Annotated in this window: 22 protein-coding genes; 10 read left to right on the top strand and 12 right to left on the bottom strand. The window is 64.7% G+C overall.

The genetic code is table 11. The annotated features are described in order from the left end of the window. Window positions 1-264 precede the first annotated feature (264 nt). Together B4393_RS01770 and B4393_RS01765 are read left to right on the top strand one after the other, a co-directional pair. Window positions 265-1,548, top strand: a complete 1,284-nt coding sequence (locus B4393_RS01770) for a lytic transglycosylase domain-containing protein (protein WP_078332670.1) — start codon at window positions 265-267, stop codon at window positions 1,546-1,548. Window positions 1,549-1,571: 23 nt separating this feature from the next. Continuing rightward, the gene (locus tag B4393_RS01765) at window positions 1,572-2,708 is read left to right on the top strand and encodes an Mrp/NBP35 family ATP-binding protein (protein WP_109558341.1); all 1,137 of its coding nucleotides are present in this window, start codon (window positions 1,572-1,574) and stop codon (window positions 2,706-2,708) included. 41 nt (window positions 2,709-2,749) lie between these two features. Here the strand turns inward: B4393_RS01765 and tatB are convergent, their stop codons facing one another. From tatB to sigE, 4 genes are all read right to left on the bottom strand, one after another. Continuing rightward, the gene (tatB, locus tag B4393_RS01760) at window positions 2,750-3,160 is read right to left on the bottom strand and encodes a Sec-independent protein translocase protein TatB (RefSeq protein WP_078332669.1); all 411 of its coding nucleotides are present in this window, start codon (window positions 3,158-3,160) and stop codon (window positions 2,750-2,752) included. Beyond that, a complete protein-coding gene (gene htrA / locus B4393_RS01755; RefSeq protein ID WP_078332668.1) occupies window positions 3,160-4,638 on the bottom strand; it encodes a serine protease HtrA in 1,479 nt (492 codons plus the stop codon). The genes tatB and htrA overlap by 1 nt, the downstream gene beginning before the upstream one ends. A gap of 9 nt (window positions 4,639-4,647) precedes the next feature. Further along, complete coding sequence (gene rseA, locus B4393_RS01750) at window positions 4,648-5,091, bottom strand: anti-sigma E factor RseA (protein WP_109420541.1); 444 nt, start codon at window positions 5,089-5,091, stop codon at window positions 4,648-4,650. A 110-nt stretch (window positions 5,092-5,201) separates the two neighbouring features. After that, window positions 5,202-5,969 carry an RNA polymerase sigma factor SigE gene (sigE, locus tag B4393_RS01745; RefSeq protein WP_078332667.1) on the bottom strand — a complete coding sequence of 256 codons (768 nt, stop codon included), beginning with the start codon at window positions 5,967-5,969 and terminating at the stop codon, window positions 5,202-5,204. Window positions 5,970-6,142: 173 nt separating this feature from the next. Between sigE and B4393_RS01740 the strand changes: the two genes are divergently transcribed. The 5 genes from B4393_RS01740 (at window position 6,143) to B4393_RS01720 (ending at window position 10,807) form a co-directional block, all read left to right on the top strand. Then, window positions 6,143-6,790 carry an O-methyltransferase gene (locus B4393_RS01740; protein WP_078332666.1) on the top strand — a complete coding sequence of 216 codons (648 nt, stop codon included), beginning with the start codon at window positions 6,143-6,145 and terminating at the stop codon, window positions 6,788-6,790. A 151-nt stretch (window positions 6,791-6,941) separates the two neighbouring features. Then, on the top strand, window positions 6,942-7,598 hold the full coding sequence (locus B4393_RS01735) for a TetR/AcrR family transcriptional regulator (protein WP_078332665.1): 657 nt from the start codon (window positions 6,942-6,944) through the stop codon (window positions 7,596-7,598). Continuing rightward, window positions 7,595-8,500, top strand: a complete 906-nt coding sequence (locus B4393_RS01730; RefSeq protein WP_078332664.1) for an ABC transporter ATP-binding protein — start codon at window positions 7,595-7,597, stop codon at window positions 8,498-8,500. Before B4393_RS01735 ends, B4393_RS01730 begins: the two co-directional genes overlap by 4 nt. Continuing rightward, window positions 8,497-10,119: an ABC transporter permease gene (locus B4393_RS01725; RefSeq protein ID WP_078332663.1), complete on the top strand. Its 1,623-nt coding sequence runs from the start codon at window positions 8,497-8,499 to the stop codon at window positions 10,117-10,119. Before B4393_RS01730 ends, B4393_RS01725 begins: the two co-directional genes overlap by 4 nt. Before the next feature lie 13 nt (window positions 10,120-10,132). Next, window positions 10,133-10,807, top strand: coding sequence for a methyltransferase family protein (locus tag B4393_RS01720; protein WP_078332662.1), 675 nt, complete (start codon window positions 10,133-10,135; stop codon window positions 10,805-10,807). A 36-nt stretch (window positions 10,808-10,843) separates the two neighbouring features. Here the strand turns inward: B4393_RS01720 and B4393_RS01715 are convergent, their stop codons facing one another. After that, window positions 10,844-11,542, bottom strand: a complete 699-nt coding sequence (locus tag B4393_RS01715; protein WP_078332986.1) for a pyridoxamine 5'-phosphate oxidase family protein — start codon at window positions 11,540-11,542, stop codon at window positions 10,844-10,846. A 132-nt stretch (window positions 11,543-11,674) separates the two neighbouring features. Here B4393_RS01715 and pdxR point away from each other — a divergent pair, with 132 nt between their 5' ends. Further along, entirely contained in the window at window positions 11,675-13,060 is a 1,386-nt protein-coding gene (gene pdxR, locus B4393_RS01710; protein ID WP_078332661.1) for a MocR-like pyridoxine biosynthesis transcription factor PdxR, read from the top strand. Window positions 13,061-13,097: 37 nt separating this feature from the next. Here the strand turns inward: pdxR and glgC are convergent, their stop codons facing one another. Continuing rightward, window positions 13,098-14,312 carry a glucose-1-phosphate adenylyltransferase gene (glgC, locus tag B4393_RS01705; protein WP_078332660.1) on the bottom strand — a complete coding sequence of 405 codons (1,215 nt, stop codon included), beginning with the start codon at window positions 14,310-14,312 and terminating at the stop codon, window positions 13,098-13,100. A 126-nt stretch (window positions 14,313-14,438) separates the two neighbouring features. Here glgC and glgA point away from each other — a divergent pair, with 126 nt between their 5' ends. After that, a complete protein-coding gene (glgA, locus tag B4393_RS01695; RefSeq protein WP_109558342.1) occupies window positions 14,439-15,650 on the top strand; it encodes a glycogen synthase in 1,212 nt (403 codons plus the stop codon). 18 nt (window positions 15,651-15,668) lie between these two features. Here glgA and B4393_RS01690 read toward each other — a convergent pair whose 3' ends face one another. From B4393_RS01690 to folP, 5 genes are all read right to left on the bottom strand, one after another. Further along, window positions 15,669-15,836: a DUF3117 domain-containing protein gene (locus B4393_RS01690; RefSeq protein ID WP_005059648.1), complete on the bottom strand. Its 168-nt coding sequence runs from the start codon at window positions 15,834-15,836 to the stop codon at window positions 15,669-15,671. A gap of 133 nt (window positions 15,837-15,969) precedes the next feature. Continuing rightward, the gene (locus tag B4393_RS01685; protein WP_078332659.1) at window positions 15,970-16,548 is read right to left on the bottom strand and encodes a DNA-3-methyladenine glycosylase I; all 579 of its coding nucleotides are present in this window, start codon (window positions 16,546-16,548) and stop codon (window positions 15,970-15,972) included. After that, the gene (locus B4393_RS01680) at window positions 16,538-16,852 is read right to left on the bottom strand and encodes a DivIVA domain-containing protein (protein ID WP_109558363.1); all 315 of its coding nucleotides are present in this window, start codon (window positions 16,850-16,852) and stop codon (window positions 16,538-16,540) included. Before B4393_RS01680 ends, B4393_RS01685 begins: the two co-directional genes overlap by 11 nt. A gap of 69 nt (window positions 16,853-16,921) precedes the next feature. Beyond that, window positions 16,922-17,845: a glucosyl-3-phosphoglycerate synthase gene (locus B4393_RS01675; protein ID WP_070935974.1), complete on the bottom strand. Its 924-nt coding sequence runs from the start codon at window positions 17,843-17,845 to the stop codon at window positions 16,922-16,924. Beyond that, window positions 17,842-18,666 carry a dihydropteroate synthase gene (gene folP, locus B4393_RS01670; protein WP_078332983.1) on the bottom strand — a complete coding sequence of 275 codons (825 nt, stop codon included), beginning with the start codon at window positions 18,664-18,666 and terminating at the stop codon, window positions 17,842-17,844. The genes B4393_RS01675 and folP overlap by 4 nt, the downstream gene beginning before the upstream one ends. A gap of 217 nt (window positions 18,667-18,883) precedes the next feature. Here folP and B4393_RS01665 point away from each other — a divergent pair, with 217 nt between their 5' ends. After that, window positions 18,884-19,861, top strand: a complete 978-nt coding sequence (locus B4393_RS01665; RefSeq protein ID WP_078332657.1) for an NAD-dependent epimerase/dehydratase family protein — start codon at window positions 18,884-18,886, stop codon at window positions 19,859-19,861. Here B4393_RS01665 and B4393_RS01660 read toward each other — a convergent pair. Next, window positions 19,858-20,190 carry an HNH endonuclease gene (locus B4393_RS01660; protein WP_070935978.1) on the bottom strand — a complete coding sequence of 111 codons (333 nt, stop codon included), beginning with the start codon at window positions 20,188-20,190 and terminating at the stop codon, window positions 19,858-19,860. The two genes, B4393_RS01665 and B4393_RS01660, sit on opposite strands and share 4 nt — an antisense overlap. Window positions 20,191-20,208 lie beyond the last annotated feature (18 nt).

Here is a 20,208-nt window from a genome sequence, read left to right as displayed (position 1 = left end):
GAGAGTGCGGCCCGGAAGATAGCCACCCGTCAATTTGCAACCGACGTACAGGCCGAACTCGGCGCGCTCAGGCCGGATTGGCGGCGATCCAAAATTCGCTGGGGTTTGCCCATTTTGCAACCCGGCCGTGATCGCGCCGGTATCGTTTCCCCGGTTCACATCGGTCACACCCGTCACGACTGCATAGGTCAGAATGAGTGCCGACAGATGGCACCCTGACATATTGGCAGGGGCCCGCGAAACGGGCCCGAAGGAAGGAACCGAGTGGAGCTTCCGGGTTGGGTTGCGACGTCGGTGAAGAACGCCCGTAACGCGGCATCACGTGTCAAAGAAACCTCCGCCTCGGTGCCCTGGCTGCGTGTCGGTGGGCTCAGCACTCTGGCCATCGCCGGCTTCGCGGTTGCGGCTAGCAGTGCCCAGGTGAGCGGCCAGGCCGTCGTCCCCGTTCCGGTTCCCGCGGTCTCTGCGGCCACCGCGCAGGCCGACATGGGCCAACTGAATCTCGTGACCGTGATGCGTCCGCCGACGCAGTACCGCATCGCACCAAGCGCCGCCATTGCGCCACCACCGCCCGGGATCCTGATGGCCCCCGGGGGTCTTGGTATCCCGAAGATCGCGTTGGACGCCTATCAGAACGCCGAACGCATGATGGCCAAGGCCGAGCCCGGGTGCGGGGTGAGCTGGAACCTGCTGGCGGGCATCGGCCGGATCGAATCGGGCCATGCCAACAACGGTGCTACGGACGTGAAGGGGCGCGTGATCCGTCCGATCTATGGCCCCACTCTCGACGGCACGCTGCCGGGCAACGAGGTCATCATCGACCACGAAGAGAGCCGGACTCAGGGCTCCCAGGTGTACGTCCGCGCCATCGGGCCCATGCAGTTTCTGCCGAGCACCTGGAGTCGCTACGCCTCCGACGGAGACGGCGACGGCAAGGCCGACCCACAGAACGTTTTCGACGCGAGTCTGGCCGCCGCCCGGTATTTATGCAGCGGTGGATTGAATTTGCGGGATCACTCGCAAGTGATGTCGGCCATCCTGCGCTACAACAACTCGGTGGCCTACGCGCAGAACGTGCTCGCCTGGGCCGCCGGCTACGCCACCGGCGTGATTCCGCTCAACCTGCCGCCGCTGACCGCTGCCGATGTGGCGCCCGAACGCAAGGCTCACCTCGGTGGTGAATCTCGCGGACTCGGCCCCGGCTCGGCCATCGACGTCGCCGGGCTCTCCCCTAACGATCCGCTGGCCCAGCTGCCGATCGTCAACCCGTTGACACCGGATCGCGTTACTGTCGCGGGCCTACCCGGAGCCACACCGTCGGCACCCGAAGCGCCTCAGGCTCCGTGCATGTTCTTCTGTGCACCGCAGCCTCCGCCCGCCGAGCCATTCAACCCGTTCGCGCCGCCGCCTCCTCCGGCCGAGCCCTTCAATCCGTTCGCCCCCAACCAGGCGCCGCAGCCGTTCAATCCGTTCGCCCCGCCGCCACCCCCGGTGGAGTTGGGCCCGGCTCCCGGACCTGCGCACGCACCGGCAGCGCCAAAGCCCTAACCGGCACGCCCTAGACTCGGGTAGTGACATCCGAGCTCACCACGGCCGTGCGCAGCGCACTCGCCGGGGTTATCGACCCCGAACTTCGCCGTCCCATCACCGAGTTGGGGATGGTCAAGGACATCACGTTCGACGACGCCCACAACGTTGATATCGGGATCTACCTCACCACCTCCGCGTGCCCGAAGAAGGCCGAGATCGCCGAGCGGGTCACCCAGGCCGCCGCCGATGTCGACGGCGTGGGCACCGTACGAGTGCAGCTGGATGTCATGAACGACGAGCAACGCACCGAACTGCGCAGGCAGCTGCGCGGCGACAACCCCGAACCGGTCATCCCGTTCGCCCAGCCCGGCTCACTCACCCGCGTGTACGCGGTGGCATCCGGCAAGGGCGGTGTCGGAAAGTCCAGTGTCACAGTGAACCTCGCGGCAGCGATGGCGGCCAAGGGACTTTCGGTCGGGCTGCTCGACGCCGACATCTACGGCCACTCGGTGCCACGCATGATGGGCACCTCCGACCGGCCCACCCAGGTGGAGCGGATGATCCTGCCCCCGGTGGCCCATGACGTGAAGGTCATCTCGATCGCCCAGTTCACCCAGGGCAACACCCCCGTGGTGTGGCGTGGGCCGATGCTGCATCGCGCCCTGCAGCAGTTCCTGGCCGATGTGTTCTGGGGCGATCTGGATGTGCTGCTGCTGGATCTGCCACCGGGCACCGGTGACGTGGCGATCTCGGTGGCCCAACTCATTCCGGGTGCCGAGATTCTGGTGGTCACCACGCCGCAGCAGGCCGCCGCCGAGGTGGCCGAACGCGCGGGTGCGATCGCGACCCAAACCCGTCAGCGCATCGTCGGTGTGGTCGAGAACATGTCCTGGCTGGTGCTGCCCGACGGCACCCGCATGGAGGTGTTCGGCTCCGGCGGCGGCGACACCGTCGCCGAAAGCCTGACCCGGGTGGTGGGCACCAAGGTACCGATGCTCGGCCAGATCCCGCTGGACCCTGCCGTGCGCGAGGGCGGCGACAACGGGCTGCCGATCGTGCTCAGTCAGCCCGACTCAGCTGCGGGCCAGGCTCTTCGGGCCGTGGCAGACAAACTCTCGACACGCAGCCGGGGGCTGGCGGGCATGTCCTTGAACATCGACACCACCCGGCGTAACTAAAGCTAAAGCCCCCTGCGCGAGCATGCTCACGGACGGGGTGGTTATGTCGCGTCGGCGTCGTAACGTGTCGGCCCGGGCACTACGGGCTTGGTGAGCTCGGGGTTGACGACCGGTGTGGGTGCTGGCTCGGTGACCGCCTTCTTCACGTCATCCAGTGGCCGGGTCAACGAATCGAGCATCGAATCATCACCATCTAGAAGGTGTTTGGTGATCACGGCACGTGGTGTCATACCGCGCAGCTTCTGCAGCTCGGCGAGCGGCTTGCGCACATCGTCGAACTCCGGCCCCAGCTCTTCGCGCAACGTAGCCGTCGCACCGCTGGCGTAGTCACGCACCTTGCGCAGCGACTCGGTGGTCCACCGGATTGCCCCGGGCAGACGCTCCGGGCCGAGAACCACGAGCCCCACGATCAGCAGGACCAGTAGCTCTCCCCAGCCGACACTGCCGAACATCAGGAGCCGTCTGGACCGGGGGTAACTTTGAGCTCGACGGGGCGACCCTGACGCAGCACCGTAATGGTGGCTTCCTGCCCAATCTTCAACTGCCGCACCGCTACCACGAACTCGTCGGCGTCGGCCACCGTCCGGTTACCGACCTTGACGACGACGTCGTTCTCCAGCATGCCGCCCTTTTCCGCGGGACTGCCGGCCTTGACGTTGGCCACCTCAGCGCCCGTGGCAGTCGCATTGCTGACCGTACGGCTACTGATGCCCAGCGTCGCGTGCACGATCTTGCCGTCGCGGATCAGCGTCTGCGCAACCTCGGCAGCCTCATTGATCGGAATCGCGAAACCAAGACCGCTTGAGCTGTCGCTCAACGACTTTCCGGCGGTGTTGATGCCGATCACCTGAGACTTCATGTCGATGAGCGGACCACCGGAGTTGCCGTGGTTGATGGCGGCGTCTGTCTGAAGCGCGTCGATCACGGTGTCGGTGTCACTGCCCTCACCCGAGAGCGGCACCGGACGATGCAACGCGCTGATGATGCCGCCGGTCACGGTGCTGCGCAGACCCAGCGGCGAACCGAACGCGATGACCTCGGCGCCGACGGCGACCTTGTCGGAGTCACCCAGGCGCGCCACGGTCAGGTTGTCGACATTGTCGACCTTCAATACCGCGATGTCGGTCTTCGGGTCGCGCCCCACGAGATTCGCGGGCACCTTCTTACTGTCGTTGAAGATGACTTCGATCTTGAACTTGCCGGGGTTCTTCGCGGCGTCGGAGATCACGTGGTTATTGGTGATGATGTAGCCCTTGGGGTCGATCACGACTCCCGAGCCCTGGGCCACCTCGTCATCCGAGCTGGCCTCGATGGTCACCACGGAGCTCTTGACGGCATTGGCCACCGCGGTGAAGCGGGACTCGTCGGGCTGGGTGTTGTCATCGGTGGTCAGGGTGACCTTCGAGGTGGTGAAGGCCTCGACCACTTCCGCCGTCTTGCGCCCGATGATGCCGCCGACCAAGCCGATCAGCAGAGCGACGGCCGCCAGAATGGCGAGCGCGGGGATGGATACCCGGCCGCCAAAAAGAACATCGCGCACGCCCAGCTTCGGAGCCGGCGCACCGGATACCGCCACGGGTGCCTTGTTGACTGCGGGGCTGCCCAGCTGAACCTGGGCTGTGGGGTCGCGCCATGGATCCTCCGCGGCGTCCGGACCCTCGTCGACGGCGTTGAGCTTGCCGGCATCGGCGGGGTGGCGTTGCAGAGAAGTAGTCGCGTTATCGGGCCGTCCGAAAGCCTGCGCCAGCACCGGGTCGGGCGGACCCACCCGCGGTGTGTAGTCCCCCTGGTCTCGGTACTTGTCCGCGCCCTGGAATGAACCGGATACCCCCGAAGGACGGCCGAAAGCCCGCTGTGAAGCCGGATCGACGGGCGGCCGGTCAACCGGGCGCGGCGCCAACCGGGGAGCGGTGTCCTGATTTGCGGTCACCGGCCCACCCTACCGGCGCTTACGGCGTGCGCGGCTATCTGGCCGCACCGCGTCACCCCCCAATGCCTGCGGTAAGTCGCCGTCGTGTGCTGACGGTTGCGACGGGGTGACGTCATGCGGGATGTGCGGAATCTGGCTGAGCAGCCCAAGCAGTGAACCCGGTACCCGAATCCCACCGGAATCGCGGAGAGCGCTGCGCGCTTGGCGCTGCGCGTCGATCTCCAACGCGCATTCGGCGCACATCGACAGGTGGTGCGCCGCCCGCAGGTGGGCGCTCATCCGCAGTTCGCCATCCACGAACGCCGCGATCGCCTCGGTGGACAGATGCTCGGTGGATCCGAACTGGCGCGGGGCACCCACCGGAGCCTGGCTCTGCGAGGCGAACGGGGACGGCAGCCGCGAGAAGGAAGAGAAGCTCGAGAATGCCCGCCGGAACGAGCCGCTATCCACCACGGCGACGCTCCCTTCGACTCGGAATGGCCGGCGGACTAGTACCGACCTACCTCGAAGATAGCGCGCGAATGTACTCATTGCGTACCAACCTGCGCCGACGGTGTCGCGCGCTACTCGGCGGCCGCGAGCGCGGACGTCGAGGAGCGTGCGGCCAGGTACTCACGGATCGCCTGCCGACCGCGGTGGATGCGGCTACGGACGGTGCCGAGCTTCACATCGAGGGTCGCGCCGATTTCCTCGTAGGACAGACCTTCGATATCGCACAGGACCACTGCGGCACGAAATTCCGGGGCCAGCGAATCCAGCGCAGCCTGCAGGTCAGCCCCCAGCTGAGCATCGTGGTAGATCTGCTCGGGATCTGGGTCGGTGGCCGGCACACGGTCGTAGTCCTCGGGCAGCGCCTCCATGCGGATGCGTCCGCGGCGGCGAACCATGTCCAGGAACAGGTTGGTGGTGATGCGGTGCAGCCAGCCCTCAAAGGTGCCGGGCTGGTAGCTCTGCAAGGAGCGAAACACCCTGATGAAGGTTTCCTGAGTCAGGTCCTCGGCATCTTGGGGGTTACCCGAAAGCCGGTAGGCCAGGCGGTACACACGGTCGGCGTGCTCACGAACCAGTTCATCCCAGGACGGCATCGCGGCCTGGTCTCCAGTGGCATCGAATACTGCGGTCCCGGATAGCTCGTCAGGGTTGATGGCCTCGGCGAAGTCTGTGTACTCGGGCTCGCTGATACGCGTAAGCGAAATCGCGTGTTCCTCCTGTTCGGTTGCGACCTCACCCTGAATGGGGAGGCTGACAGCCCGATCAACTCGGATGCCACCGGTGTTATTCCCAGATTGGCGCGGGGCGCTCAGGCTCTGGTTCAGGATGGATCGCGACATGCAATGACCCTCTACCACCTAGGTGTGGGTCACTTATGAGCCAACTTAACTCTTCCTGAGAAAGCGGTCTCGATCCGATCTCACCAGCGATTAGTGAGCAAGAAACCCGCTCGATCCATCAGGAGTTCGGCGTGTCGCAGGACAGATCCGTTCCCGCTCGACAGGATCGAATCGTGACCAGCAGCGCAGACCGATCCCCCGTCGAAGCAATGGTCAACCACGCCGAGGGCGCCATTTCCGAAGACGAAATCGTCGCCGCCGCCCGAGAACGTGCCGTTGACCTGGGCGCGGGCCCTGTGACGCCCGCAGTGGGCGCACTCCTGAGCGTCTTCGCACGCCTTTCCGGCGGGAAGGCCGTGGTCGAGGTCGGCACCGGCGCCGGCGTCAGCGGTTTGTGGCTGCTCTCAGGTATGCGTGAGGACGGCGTGCTGACCACCATCGACCTGGAGCCCGAACACCAACGCAGCGCCAAGCAGGCCTTTTCCGAGGCAGCCATTGCGCCATCGCGGACCCGGCTGATCGGCGGGCGTGCCCAAGAAGTCCTGCCGCGGCTGGCAGATGAGTCCTATGACTTGCTCGTCATCGACGCGGCGCCAGCCGATCAACCCGACTTCCTGGCTGGGGGCATCCGGCTGCTCCGTCCGGGTGGGGCTGTCGTGATCCACGGGATATCCGCAGGTGGGCGCGCGGGCGATCCGGGCGCCAACGACCCCGACGTGGTCGGAGCACGCGAGGCCGCACGCATCATCGCCGACGACGGCCGGTTTACCGCGGTACTGATCCCACTGGGCGACGGCCTGCTCGCCGCCACCCGCGACTGAGTTTCCCCGCTTCCTCCCCTGCCGTCCGGCACGCCCCAAGCGTTCGGACGGCAGCTTTTTGCGCCGGAATCGCAAAAAACCCGTAAAGACACGAACCCGCGGCGGGTCCGATGCTTGACCCTCGACTGAACAGTTGTTTAGTCTCCTAAACATGCGTTCAGTCGACGACCTCACCGCCGCCGCCCGTATCCGAGATGCCGCCATCAAGCTGTGGGGCGAGCAGGGATACCGCGCGAGCGTGCGGGCCATCGCCGACGCGGCGGGAGTCAGCCCCGCGCTGGTCATCCACCACTACGGATCCAAGGATGGGCTCCGGGAGTCGGTGGACGAGTACCTGCTGGAGTACATCCGCTCGGAGAAATCACGAACCATCACCTCCAACGATCCCCAGGTATGGCTCGACGCCCTCGACGAGGTCGAGTCTTTTGCACCAATGGTCAGGTACCTGCTGCACAGCGTGCAGTCCGGCGGAGAACCGGGTCGCGCCTTCCTACAGCGCTCCATCGACGATGCCGAGCAGTACCTCGAGGACGGAGTACGTGCGGGCACCATCAAGCCAAGTCGCGATCCCAAGAGGCGCGCATTGTGGATTTCACTGAACGGTCTTGGTTCTCTGGCCATCTACGTGCAGATGCACTCGGATGAGGACCTCCGAACGATCTTGCGCCGGTATGTCGATCAACTGATCTTCCCCGCGATCGAGGTCTACACCGAAGGTCTCATGACCGATCCCACCATGCTGGATGCCTTTGTCGCACAAGCCAAAGCAACACAGGAAGAGAACTCGCAACAAGGAGGCACCACGTGACGTACCCGAATCTGGCTGTCGAAATACGCGGACTTACAAAATCTTTCGGAAAAACCAAGGCCCTCGACGGTCTCGATCTTTCCGTTGCGCATGGCGAAGTGGCGGGATTCCTCGGACCGAATGGCGCCGGGAAGTCCACCACCATCCGGATACTCCTCGGTCTGCTTCGCGCCGACGCCGGCACGGTACAGCTCCTCGGCGGCGATCCTTGGGTCAATGCAGTCGACCTGCACAGACTCATCGCCTACGTCCCGGGCGACGTCACCCTGTGGCCCAACCTCACCGGCGGACAAGCCATTGACTTCCTCACCAGAATGCGAGGCGCCGAACATATTTCAATCCCTCGGCGCAATGAACTCATCGAACGCTTCGAACTGGATCCCACCAAGAAGGCGCGCACCTACTCGAAAGGCAATCGGCAGAAGGTGGCCTTGATCGCCGCGTTCTGCTCCGATGCCGAGTTGTTCATCCTCGACGAACCGACGTCCGGCCTGGATCCCTTGATGGAAACCGTCTTCCAGCAGTGCGTGGCCGAGGTGTCCTCCCGGGGCTGCGCGGTGCTGCTGTCCAGCCATATTCTGGCCGAAGTGGAGAAGCTCTGCCACCGGGTGACCATCGTCCGCGCCGGACGTACCGTGCTCTCCGGCTCGCTGGCCGAGCTACGGCACTTCATGCGGACATCGGTCACGGTACGCACCTTGGCCAATCCCGCAGGGCTCAAGTCGATCCCACAGTTGCGTGATCTCACCATCGGCGGCAACCGGGCTTCCTTCACCGTCGACCGCAGCGATCTTGACCGCACCATGGAACAGCTGGCAAGCCTCGGGATCGTCGATCTCAGCGTGGCACCGGCCTCCCTGGAAGAACTGTTCATGCGCGAGTACCAGGGTGTGCCGCGGTGACCACCGATTTCGCCACACTCCCCATCCGCCGCCCGATCGCGGACGGAACCCCAAGACATCCACTGACTGGCATCAGCACCTTGATCGCATTGGCACTGCGCCGCGACCGATTCCGGATCTGCATGTGGGTGGGCTGGCTGACATTGCTGATGACCTACACGCCACTGGCGTTCAAGTCGATGTATCCCACCGCCGCCGACCGGATGGCGCGGGTCACGATGATGAAGACACCGGCGGGAATCATCATGGGCGGCCCAAACTTTGGCATCAACGAAACCGATGTCGGGGTCATGGTCGCCAACGAACTCATGACCGTCATGATCGCCGCTGCTGCCATCATGTCCATCCTGACGGTCGTCCGCCATACCCGAGCCGAAGAGGAGTCTGGCGGGGCCGAGCTGGTGATGTCGGCAGTGATCGGCCATCAGGCGCGGACCTACGCGGCACTCGTCGTGGTGGGGCTGATGAATGCCATCCTCGCGGTCGCTATGACGGTGGCGCTGTCCGCGGCGGGATTCGATTTTGCCAACAGTCTCGGCATCAGCCTCGGGATCACCGGCGCCTCCATGGTTTTCGCCGGCGTCGCGGCCGTCACGTCACAGCTCTGGCGCACCGCTCGAGCCGCCAGCGGCGCCGCGATGGCGGCCCTGGCGGCGGCGGTCGTGGTTCGTGGACTCGGCGACATCATCGACAACAAGGGCAGTGCGCTCAGCTGGTTCTCGCCGCTGGCGTGGGCCCAACAGATGCGACCGTTCGTCGATCTGCGTTGGTGGCCGTTTCTGCTGCTGGTAGGCACCACGCTCGCACTGATGCTGACCGCGCATGTACTCGAGGGACATCGCCAATACGACGCGGGAGTACTCCCCTCGCGTGGCGAGAACCCCAACGCTCCTGAGATCAAGACCGTGTTCGGGCTCAACATGCAACTGCAGCGCGGGCTGCTCACCGGATGGGGATTCGGAATCTTCCTGGGCGGTATGGCATTCGGTTCGATGGCCAAGAGTCTACGAGATTCGATCGACACCAACCCCCTGCTGGCCCGCGCATTCAAGGCCCATGGTCTTGACAGCATTTTCGCCACCTTCAACCAGGTGCTCGCCATCGCGGTCACCGCCTATGTGGTGTCGGCGATCCTGAAGCTCGCCAAGGACGAACAGTCGGGCATCGCCGAGGCCGTACTGGCCCGCGCCGTGTCACGCTGGAACTGGCTGTTGTCCGCTGTCGGAATGACCGCCCTGGGCAGCGCGCTGCTGATGACCATCGCCGGCTTCGGTGGCGGACTCGGCGCAGCGAGCACACTGCACAACCCGGATCTAGTGTGGCGTCTCACTCTCGCGGGGCTGGCGCAGATTCCGGCCCTATTGGTGGTGTGCGGTATAGCGGCCATCGCAGTTTCAGTGCGGCAGGGCTGGATTGGCTGGCTGGTGGTGGCGTTCTCTGTGGGCATGCTCTACGCCGGGATCCTGCAGCTGCCGTCCTGGTTGGTGAAGCTCTCTCCGGTAATGCGTGTCAGTGCTCCCGCCGAGTACCCGTGGCTCACCATGTTTCTTCTTGTGGTGATCGGCTCCGGTTTGACTGCCGCCGCGGGCGATATATACCGCCGACGCGACGCGATGTGAAAAAGGAAAGTCCATGAAAACTGGTGTACAAGCATTTGTTTCGGGAATCATCGCCCTGGCGGTGTTCGGCGCGGCGCTCTTCTGGCCCGCTGGAACATTCCACTATTGGCAGGCCTGGGTCTTCCTCGCGATTTTCGTGATCAGCTCCACGGCCTCTTCGATCTACCTGGCGACTTCCAATCCTGAAGTGCTGCAGCGACGTTTACGTGGCGGACCCATCGCGGAGACTCGACCCGTGCAGAAACTCGCGGTGACCATGCTACTGAGCTCGTTCCTGGCACTTATCGTGGTGAGCGCCTTCGATCACCGGTTCGGCTGGTCTCATGTGCCGACCTGGCTGGTGATCGTCGGTGAAGTGCTGGTGATCGGCGGTTTGGGAGCGGCCACGTTGGTGGTGGCCCAGAACAACTACGCCGCCGCCAGCATCACCGTCGAATCCGGACAGACCGTGACCTCAACCGGGTTGTACGGCTTGGTCCGCCACCCCATGTACACCGGCTCGCTGGTGATGATGGTGGGTATCCCGCTGGCATTGGGGTCGTATTGGGGCCTACTCGCCGTCGCGCCGGCCGCCGCCTCGCTGGTGGTGCGCATCCTCGACGAGGAGAAGATGCTGCGCCACGATCTACAGGGCTACGACGAATACACCGAGAAGGTGCGCAGCAGGCTGGTGCCACTGGTGTGGTGAGAAGGCGCCTCACGGCGCGTCAGAAGCCCGGGAGGTTCAGCTGTCCGATGATGGCCGTTGCAGCCGCTCTCTCCACACGTCCGTGGCCGTTGTGATGGATTGAGCCTGAACAACATCGACGCCAGGCTGCGATACCGGATCTCCTACCACGGACTCAAAGGGAACGTATCCCGTCCATATCCCGGTACAAGCATCTTCGGTGGGTTGCCCTTCCCGCACCTTCACACTGGCTACTTCCAACGGCAGTCGCAAGACATACGTGGCAGCGAGTTCGCGCTTGGTCGGCGGCCGCACTTCTGCCCATCGACCGGGCATGAGGCGATCGGAGATTATGCGGATGCAATCTAAGTGCTCATCCGCCGAGACCGGCTCGGCGTTGCCGAAAATCATTGCACAGCGATAATTTACCGTCGAATCAAACAGCGACTGCGCATAGACGAGACCATCGAAAATTGAGATCGTGGCGACGAGGTCCACACCCGCGTTGGCCGATTTGGTCAGACCTGAACCTGTGGACCCATGCATCAGAAGGAAGTCGCCGTCCTGTGCATACGCCATAGGGATCACCATCGGCTTACCGTCCGCGCGGACAAATCCGACATGCGCAATGGTCCCTGCGTCGAGAATCGCCAACAGATCGCCACGTTCGCGCCGTTGCAACCACTTGTAGCGGCGCACCAGAAGATCTGGGCTGTCAAGCAGTTGGCTATCGGCATTCGTCGTACTCACTGTCATGCCACTCATGGTGTCGTGAAGCCACGGTGTGACGACAGACCACATTCTTCGATTTCGACCAGTCCAGTGCGGGTGTGAAATGCTACAGGTGACCTGCGGCGGTGAGGTGTTGTCTTGACTCTGGATATCCCGATGAGCGTTGATCGCGCGTCTCGGGTGGGTATTAGGACACAGCTCGTCCAACAACTTCGGAGTGCGCTGGAATCGGGTCTGCTCAGCCCAGGATCGTCGGTACCGTCGAGCCGTGCCTTTGCAGCAGGACTGGGTGTCTCCAGAAGCACCGTCGTGGCGGCGCTTCAAGAACTTGAGGGTGAAGGCTGGATCGAGTCCTCACAGGGGGCCGGCACTGTTGTCTCACACCGCCCGCACCCCACGAATAGCACCGCGCACCGTCACGGCGAGTCTGCACTCTCAGCCGACGAAGACATCGAGATCGACATGCGCCCAGGAGATCTCAACCCCGACGATGTTTCGCGAGTCGGTTGGCGAGCGGCGTGGCGGTCTATCGAACCGTCCGCAACACCTCCCCCACCCGCGGGCAGCCCGGCGTTACGTGAAGCGCTGTCCGCCTACCTGCGATCCTCCCGCGGACTACCCTGCGACCCGCGGCAAATTGTGGTGTGCGCTGGAACTGCCGAAGCCCTAACCCTGCTCACACTTGCCTTCAAGTGGCAAGGCCGAGCGGTCGCCGTCGAAGACCCCGGCTACCCCGCAATACGACGGATCTTCCAGGCCCTGGGCGTGCAGTGGGTGCCGGTGGATGTCACCGACCCCGACCAGCTCCTGACGAGACTTCAATCCACCCAAACGTCAATCCAGGCGGCGTATCTGACACCAAGCCATCAGTATCCGCTGGGTCACCGAATCAACCCCGACATACGCGGCCATATCTTGCGTTGGGCGCATGGGGCAGACGTAATCCTCGTGGAGGACGACTACGACAGTGAATTCCGGTTCGGGGTCTCTCCACTGCCCAGCCTGGCTGGCCTGGACACCGCCGCGAGCACGATCTATCTGGGAACGATGTCGAAAGTTCTGGACCCGGGCCTGCGGCTCAGTTATCTGCGTGTACCCACGCATCTGCTGGAATCCGTCCTTGAAACTCGCGACATGTTGGGCGCAACCGTGGCCGCCCCGGTCCAACAAGCCGTCACACACCTGCTCACCAGCGGTGAGCTGGCTCGTCACATTGCCCGCGTCCGCAAGCTGTACCAAGACCGTCGCGCAACCATGTTGCAATCGCTGGAGAAGGTCGCGGCCGTCACCCACGTCACTGGCACCGAGGCCGGGTTACACGTCTTGGCGTCACTGCGCCAAGACGTTTCAGCTTCAGCGACCGTAGAACAGGCCCGCGCCCGCGGCATCTACATCACCGATCTCGACGACTACCGGGCATATCCCGATCCGCTGAACCCCGGACTAGTTCTCGGCTATGGACAGCTCAAACCGGCCGCAATCAGGCAGGCAGTGAGCCGATTGGCCACACTGCCTGCCTTACAGGAGGCCAACGGACGGTGATGTTTGGCGCGCTGCGACATCCCGTGCTCGCTTGAGCTCAGATCCAGACGCCCTTGCCGACGGCGACGACACCGCCCGCACTGACATTGAACCGTTCCCGGTCGCGTTCAATATCGACGCCAACCTGTTCTCCCACACCGACAACCACGTTCTTGTCCAGAATCGCATGCCGGACCACCGCGCCGCGGCCCACGCGCACACCGGGCATCAGCACGCTGCCCTCGACGACGGCGCCGTCGTCGACAACGACATTCGAGGACAACACCGAGTTGCGGACAGATCCCGCCGAGATGATGCTGCCGGCACCGACCACCGACTCCTGCGCCGAGCCACCGTTGACGAACTTGGCGGGCGCCAGGTTCTCCGACTCGCCGCGGATCGGCCAGCGGCGGTTGTACAGGTTGAACACCGGGTGCACCGATACCAGATCCATGTGGGCGTCGTAGAACGCGTCGAGGGTTCCGACGTCGCGCCAGTACGCGTGATCGCGTTCGGTGGCTCCGGGTACCAGGTTGGTGTTGAAGTCGTAGACCGCCGCGCGACCGTCCGCCACCAGCCGGGGAATGATGTCGCCGCCCATATCGTGATCGGAGTGGTCGTCCTCGGCATCGGCGCGGATGACGTCGATGAGTTCCTTGGTGGTGAAGATGTAGTTGCCCATCGAGACGAATGCGGCATCAGGATCATCCGGTGTGCCGGGCGGATCTGCGGGCTTCTCGACGAACTCACGAATGCGTCCGGTGTCGTCGGCGTCGATACAGCCGAATGCGGTTGCCTCGGCGCGGGGCACTCGGATTCCTGCGACGGTCACCGCTGCTCCACTTTCTATGTGGAAGTCGAGCATCTGCTCGGGATCCATCCGGTACACGTGATCGGCGCCGAACACGACGATGTACTCGGGGTCCTCGTCGAAAATCAGGTTGAGTGACTGGTGGATGGCGTCGGCACTACCGGTGTACCAGCGCGGGCCGAGCCGCTGCTGGGCGGGAACTGGGGTGATGTACTCCCCCGCCAAACCCGACAGGCGCCAGTTCTGTGAGATGTGCCGGTCCAGCGAGTGCGACTTGTATTGGGTCAGAACGCAAATACGGAGGAACCGCGCATTGACCAGGTTGCTCAGCACGAAATCGATGAGCCGATACGCGCCGCCGAAGGGCACCGCCGGTTTCGCACGATCGGCGGTCAACGGGTAAAGCCGCTTGCCTTCACCGCCGGCAAGCACGATCCCCAGAACGTGTGGCGATGCCCTCATAGCAATCAACCTATCGGCAGTCGGCAGAAGCGGCCAGCGCTACACCCCGTGGCGGGCCTGCGATGAGCCGCTCGCGTGACGAGCCAGAGGCAGCGGCAGTCGGAGGCACCTACTACGGTCGTGGCTATGACCGACCGTCTTCCCACACGCGACGCATCCACGACGCGGGTGGCGATGATGACGCGGGAGTATCCACCCGAGGTGTACGGCGGGGCCGGTGTCCACGTCACCGAACTGGTGGCGCAGCTGCGCACACTGTGCGATGTCGACGTGCACTGTATGGGCGCACCGCGCGATAACGCGTTCGTTCACCGACCCGACCCCGCGCTGGACGGCGCCAACCCGGCGCTGACGACCCTGTCGGCGGATCTGGTGATGGCCGCCGCGGCCGCCGGTGCCACCGTGGTGCATTCGCACACCTGGTACACCGGGATGGCGGGCCATCTGGCCAAGCTGCTGCACGGCATCCCGCACGTACTGACCGCACATTCCCTGGAGCCACGTCGCCCGTGGAAGGCCGAACAGCTCGGCGGCGGATACCGGGTGTCGTCGTGGGTGGAGCACACCGCCATGCACGCCGCTGATGCCGTCATCGCGGTCAGCAGCGGGATGCGCGACGACATCATGGTCACGTATCCCGGTTTGGATCCCAGCCGGATTCATGTGGTGCGCAACGGAATCGACACCGCGACCTGGTATCCGGTAGATCCGGCGACGGCGATCACCCAACCGGGGTCGGTACTCGCCGAGCTCGGCGTGGATCTGGCCCGCCCGATTGTCGTATTCGTCGGACGGATCACCCGACAGAAGGGGCTGGCACATCTGGTGGCGGCCGCGCATCGCTTCTCGCCGGAGGTGCAGCTGATCCTGTGCGCAGGCGAGCCCGACACCCCCGAAATCGCCGAGCAGATCACCGGCGCCGTCACCGAGTTGGCCGCGACACGGCCCGGCGTGCACTGGATACGCGAATTCCTGCCCATTCCCAAGTTGCGGGAAGTGCTCTCCGCAGCAACGGTTTTTGTGTGCCCATCGATCTACGAACCGCTCGGCATCGTGAATCTGGAGGCTATGGCGTGCGGCACAGCGGTGGTGGCATCGCGCGTCGGCGGAATACCTGAAGTGGTTGCCGAAGGTGTCACCGGGACCCTGGTGGCGTACGAAAGCAGCGAAGCTGCGGCGTTCGAGGCAGGCCTCGCCGACGCGGTCAACGCACTAGTCGCGGACCCGGCCCGCGCCACCGCATACGGCAACGCCGGCAGAGCACGGTGCATCGACGAGTTCTCGTGGGCGCATATCGCCGAAATGACGCTGCAGATCTACGAGAAGGTCTGCAGCTAGCGCCCGGAGGGCCGTGGACTAGCTGGTGACGTTCTTGAGTTCGTCGCCGAGCGCGGCAGCCTCATCGGGGGTCAGCTCGACCACCAAGCGACCGCCACCTTCCAGTGGTACTCGCATGACGATTCCGCGCCCCTCTTTCGTAGCCTCGAGAGGACCGTCGCCTGTTCGGGGCTTCATGGCCGCCATCGTGTGCTCCCTCCAAATTCCAGCCAAGGGTGTTCGGCATCTCCGACCATTGTTCCCTATCTGAGCTGCCGTTTCACTGAGCCATTCTTCCCTATCGCGGGCATCTGGGGACAGCAGACCCTCAACTGGACCGTCAGCAGGGTGTGGTGTCGGCTCGCGGAACCCAACAGGAACGCACATGATCGTCCACCATGCCGGTGGCCTGCATCAGCGCATATGCCGTGGTAGGGCCCACAAAACGGAACCCGCGACGTTTCAGTTCCTTGGCCATGGCCTTGCTCTCGTCGGTCACCGCAGGCACGTCCGAAAGATGCTGCGGCCGGGCGCGGCGTTTCGGCGCGAACGACCACAGCAGGTCCGAAAGATCGGTGTCCAGATCGAGGACGACGCGGGCGTTGGATATAGCCGACTCGATCTTGGCGCGATTCCGCACGATCTCGGCGTCGGCCATCAGCCGGGCCACATCCTTGTCGCCAAAGCCGGCAACCTTCTCTGGCGCGAACCCGGCGAACGCACGCCGGAAACCCTCACGCTTTCGCAGGATGGTGATCCAGGCCAGGCCGCTCTGGAATGCCTCGAGGCAGAGCCGTTCGAACAAGGCATCGCGCCCGTACAGCGGGCGCCCCCACTCGTTGTCGTGGTACTCCGTGTACAAGGTGGACCCGGCCGAATCAACGGCCCAGGAACAGCGGCTGGGCTCTTTAGTCGGCATTTGCTTCGATACTGGCTCGGGCGGCCTGCACCTCGTCGAGCTCGGCACGCAGTTCGTCGACCTGGCGGGCAAGCCGGTCCAACACCCAGTCGACCTCGCTGGCCTTGTACCCGCGGAACACCAGGGAGAACTTGACGGCATCCACGTCGGCCCCGGTGACCTTCTCGGCAGGCAGGACGGTAGCGGTGGTGCCCTTGGGCAGCGGCGGCAACTCCTCGCCGCGACCGAACAACATCGAGCCCAGCACGAACAAGACGGCGGCCACGGCGATAAGAACCAGCAGATACGTCAGTGCGAACGTCACGACAACGATCTTGCCAGCGAGGTCCGACATCCGGACCTACAGTTCGGCTACACCCGGAAGACGTGACGCCTAGCGCAAGGTGTTCATGGGCGGACGGTCCTCCAGCGACACCGTCGAGCTACGCGGCGTGAACCCGTCGCCGTCGGCGAAGAACTGCGTGATACCCACGCCGGAGTCCGGAATCCCGCATCGCGACAGCATGGTCGCCATCACCTGCCGGCTCATCACACCGAGCTCGACCAGGGGCCGGTTGCGGTGGCTGCGCACGCCCAGGTTGACCTGAGCGATGGAGCCCAGCCCCAGCTTGTCGTAGGTGTCGATGAGGAGACCGATTTCCACGCCGTATCCGGGCGCGAACGGCACCGAGGACAGCAGCTCCCGGGTGCCCGCGTACTCGCCGCCCAGCGGCTGCACGACACAACTGAGCTCCGGTCGGAGAGCGGCGAGCATCGGCCGGGCCACCAGCTCGGTCACCCGGCCACCGCCGTTGGCGTCTTCCGCACCGCTGACCTTGAGCGGGCGCCGATAGAAGCCCTTAACCAGATGGATGCCCTGGCCCAACAACAACGGCCCCAGCAAGTGCGGCACGAACATCGGATCGGGGTCGATGAGGTCGGAGTCGACGAATGCGATGACGTCACCGGTGGTCGCGGCCACCGACCGCCACAGCACCTCACCCTTGCCCGGATTCGGCGGCACCTCAGGCAGCGCCTGCTCACGACTGACCACCCGCGCGCCCGCGGCCACGGCCCGGATCGCGGTGTCATCGGTGGAGCCCGAGTCGAGCACGATCAGCTCATCAACCAGACCACCCAGCAGCGGGCTGATGGTGTCGACGACGGCAGCGACGGTCTCCTGCTCGTTGAGCGCGGGCAGCACCACCGAGACGGTGCGGCCCTTCTTCGCGGCGATGAGCTGTTCGACCGTCCATTCGGGCCGGTTCCAGCTGTGGGTGTCCAGCCAGCTTGGGTCAATACCAACTACTGAGGTCATGCCAACCCCCTCACTGTTCGCGCCGGTTGGCGGGTCCCGACGATGGAACCCACCATTTCCAGCGTGCGGCGTGTGGGCCCGACTTCATGTACCCGGAACATGCGGGCACCGGCCGCCGCCGCCAGCGCGGTGGCGGCGAGAGTGCCCTCGAGTCGTTCCGTGAGTCCCACACCAAGAGTCTCCCCGATGAAATCCTTGTTGCTCAACGCCATCAACACAGGCCACCCGGTATTAACGAGATCGTTTACATGGCGCAACAAAGCAAGCCCGTGGAAGGTGTTTTTGCCGAAGTCATGCGTCGGATCGATCAGAATCGAGTTTCGCGATACCCCGAGTGCCACCGCACGTTCGGCGGCGGCGGTCACTTCGGCGATGACGGCGTGCACGACGCCGTCGACCTCGGTTCCGTAGTTGACGCGGTACGGCCGGGTGCGCGGCACCGCGCCGCCGGTATGCGAGCAAACCAGCCCGGCGCCATGGGCGGCCGCCACGGCCGGCAGCTCGGGATCAGCCCCCGCCCAGGTGTCATTGATCACATCGGCGCCCGCAGCACAGGCCTTGTCGGCCACCTCGGCGCGCCAGGTGTCGACGCTGATCAGCAGATCAGGATGAGCACCACGCACCCACTCGATGAAGGGCACCACCCGCGCGGTCTCGGCCTCGGCGTCGACGTTCTCTCCCGGGCCGGCCTTGACGCCGCCGATGTCGACGACATCCGCACCGTCGGCCACCGCGCGATGCACCGCGGCCTGGGCGGCTTCGTCGGTGAAGGTGGCACCGCGATCGTAGAAGGAGTCCGGTGTGCGGTTGACGATCGCCATGATGAGGGCACGATCGGTGCGCACGGGTCGCCCGCAGAACGACGAGCCGCTTACGCGAAGAGTGTCCGAGGGGGTCTCCAGCACGCCCTCATTGTGCAGGCCAGACCCGGCCCTGCACGCGCCGAGTGTGAAGCCAATGCGGAATGTGGCCCGATTTCCCGCATTGGCTTCACACTCGGCGAGCGAAATGAATTGCGGGCCTGGGCAGTATGAGCGCATGAGCGAGAATCGATTCCTGGTCACCGGGTCCTCGGGCCATCTCGGGGAGGCGTTGGTCCGCACGTTGCAGCGCGCCGGGGCTGACGTGGTCGGAATCGACATAGCCGCGGGTCCGGCCACCGATCTCGTCGGGTCGATCGCCGACCGTCGCCTCGTCGGCGAGGCGATGACCGGGGTGACCTCGGTGTTGCACACCGCGACCCTGCACAAACCGCATGTCGGATCGCATCCGCGTACCGACTTCGTCGAGACCAACATCGAGGGCACGCTCGCACTCCTCGAAGAGGCCTCGGCAGCGGGCGTCAGCAGCTTCGTCTACACCAGCACCACCAGCGCCTTCGGCCATGCGCTGGTCGGAACGGATGAGGCGGCGTGGATCACGGAGGACGTCGCACCGGTGCCCAAGAACATCTATGGCGCCACCAAGACCGCGGCCGAGGACATCGCGCAGGTGGTGCATCAGGACAGCGGCCTGCCGGTCATCGTGCTGCGCACCTCACGGTTCTTCCCCGAACAGGACGACAACCACACGGTGCGTGACCGCTATAGCGACGAGAACGCGAAGGCCAACGAATACCTGTACCGACGGGTGGATCTGGCCGATGTGGTCGACGCGCACCTGCTGGCAGCCCAATGTGCCCCCGGCATCGGCTGGGCCAAGTATGTGATCTCGGCGACAACGCCCTTCGCGCCGGGCGACACCGCGCAACTACGCGTCGATGCACCCGCGATGGTGGCTGGGTATTTCCCGGAGCAACCCGACTTGTATGCGGCGCGCGGCTGGTCCATGTTCCCGACGATCGATCGCGTCTACGTCAACACGCGGGCGCGAACCGAACTCGGCTGGCGGCCACGGTACGACTACCGCCACATCCTCGATTGCCTTGCCGCGGAAGCAGATTTCCGCAGTCCGCTGGCGCGTGAGATAGGCGCCAAGGGCTATCACGACGAGCCGACCGGCGTCTACACCACCTAGGCCAGCGCCCGGGTGACCTCCACGTAGCGACGCAGAAACGCCGTCTCGTCGAACCGTTTGCGGCGCATCCAGCTGGTCACCTCCGCATTGCACTTGCTGGAATTGCAGGACGCGCACGCCGGCACCACGTTGGATTGGGTGTAGCGCCCACCGCGCGAGATCGGCTGCACACAGTCGCGCTGCAGCGCGGTTTCTGTCGCGCCGCAGTAGGCACAGCCACCCCAGGCCCGCACCAGCTCCGACCACTGCTCGTCGGTGAGGTCGTTGTCGGCACGACTTACCCGCAATCGACGGCGCTTCGCTATCCGCGCGCGACGAGTCCCTGCCATACGTCGAACGGTATCTTG

The sequence above is a fragment of the Mycobacteroides franklinii genome (assembly GCF_002013895.1).
Lineage (GTDB): Bacteria > Actinomycetota > Actinomycetes > Mycobacteriales > Mycobacteriaceae > Mycobacterium > Mycobacterium franklinii.
The sequence above is the reverse complement of the archived record's forward strand: the minus strand, read 5'-3'. Positions and strand labels throughout refer to the sequence as shown.

Coding starts and splice junctions, on each gene's coding strand:
- B4393_RS01715 (WP_078332986.1), bottom strand. CDS start 11,542: ATGACAGTGAGTACGACGAATGCCGATAGCCAACTGCTTGACAGCCCA.
- folP (WP_078332983.1), bottom strand. CDS start 18,666: ATGGCGATCGTCAACCGCACACCGGACTCCTTCTACGATCGCGGTGCC.
- pdxR (WP_078332661.1), top strand. CDS start 11,675: ATGAGCGTTGATCGCGCGTCTCGGGTGGGTATTAGGACACAGCTCGTC.
- glgC (WP_078332660.1), bottom strand. CDS start 14,312: ATGAGGGCATCGCCACACGTTCTGGGGATCGTGCTTGCCGGCGGTGAA.
- glgA (WP_109558342.1), top strand. CDS start 14,439: ATGACCGACCGTCTTCCCACACGCGACGCATCCACGACGCGGGTGGCG.
- B4393_RS01685 (WP_078332659.1), bottom strand. CDS start 16,548: ATGCCGACTAAAGAGCCCAGCCGCTGTTCCTGGGCCGTTGATTCGGCC.
- B4393_RS01735 (WP_078332665.1), top strand. CDS start 6,942: ATGCGTTCAGTCGACGACCTCACCGCCGCCGCCCGTATCCGAGATGCC.
- B4393_RS01665 (WP_078332657.1), top strand. CDS start 18,884: ATGAGCGAGAATCGATTCCTGGTCACCGGGTCCTCGGGCCATCTCGGG.
- B4393_RS01720 (WP_078332662.1), top strand. CDS start 10,133: ATGAAAACTGGTGTACAAGCATTTGTTTCGGGAATCATCGCCCTGGCG.
- sigE (WP_078332667.1), bottom strand. CDS start 5,969: ATGTCGCGATCCATCCTGAACCAGAGCCTGAGCGCCCCGCGCCAATCT.
- tatB (WP_078332669.1), bottom strand. CDS start 3,160: ATGTTCGGCAGTGTCGGCTGGGGAGAGCTACTGGTCCTGCTGATCGTG.
- B4393_RS01690 (WP_005059648.1), bottom strand. CDS start 15,836: ATGGCGGCCATGAAGCCCCGAACAGGCGACGGTCCTCTCGAGGCTACG.
- B4393_RS01660 (WP_070935978.1), bottom strand. CDS start 20,190: ATGGCAGGGACTCGTCGCGCGCGGATAGCGAAGCGCCGTCGATTGCGG.
- B4393_RS01675 (WP_070935974.1), bottom strand. CDS start 17,845: ATGACCTCAGTAGTTGGTATTGACCCAAGCTGGCTGGACACCCACAGC.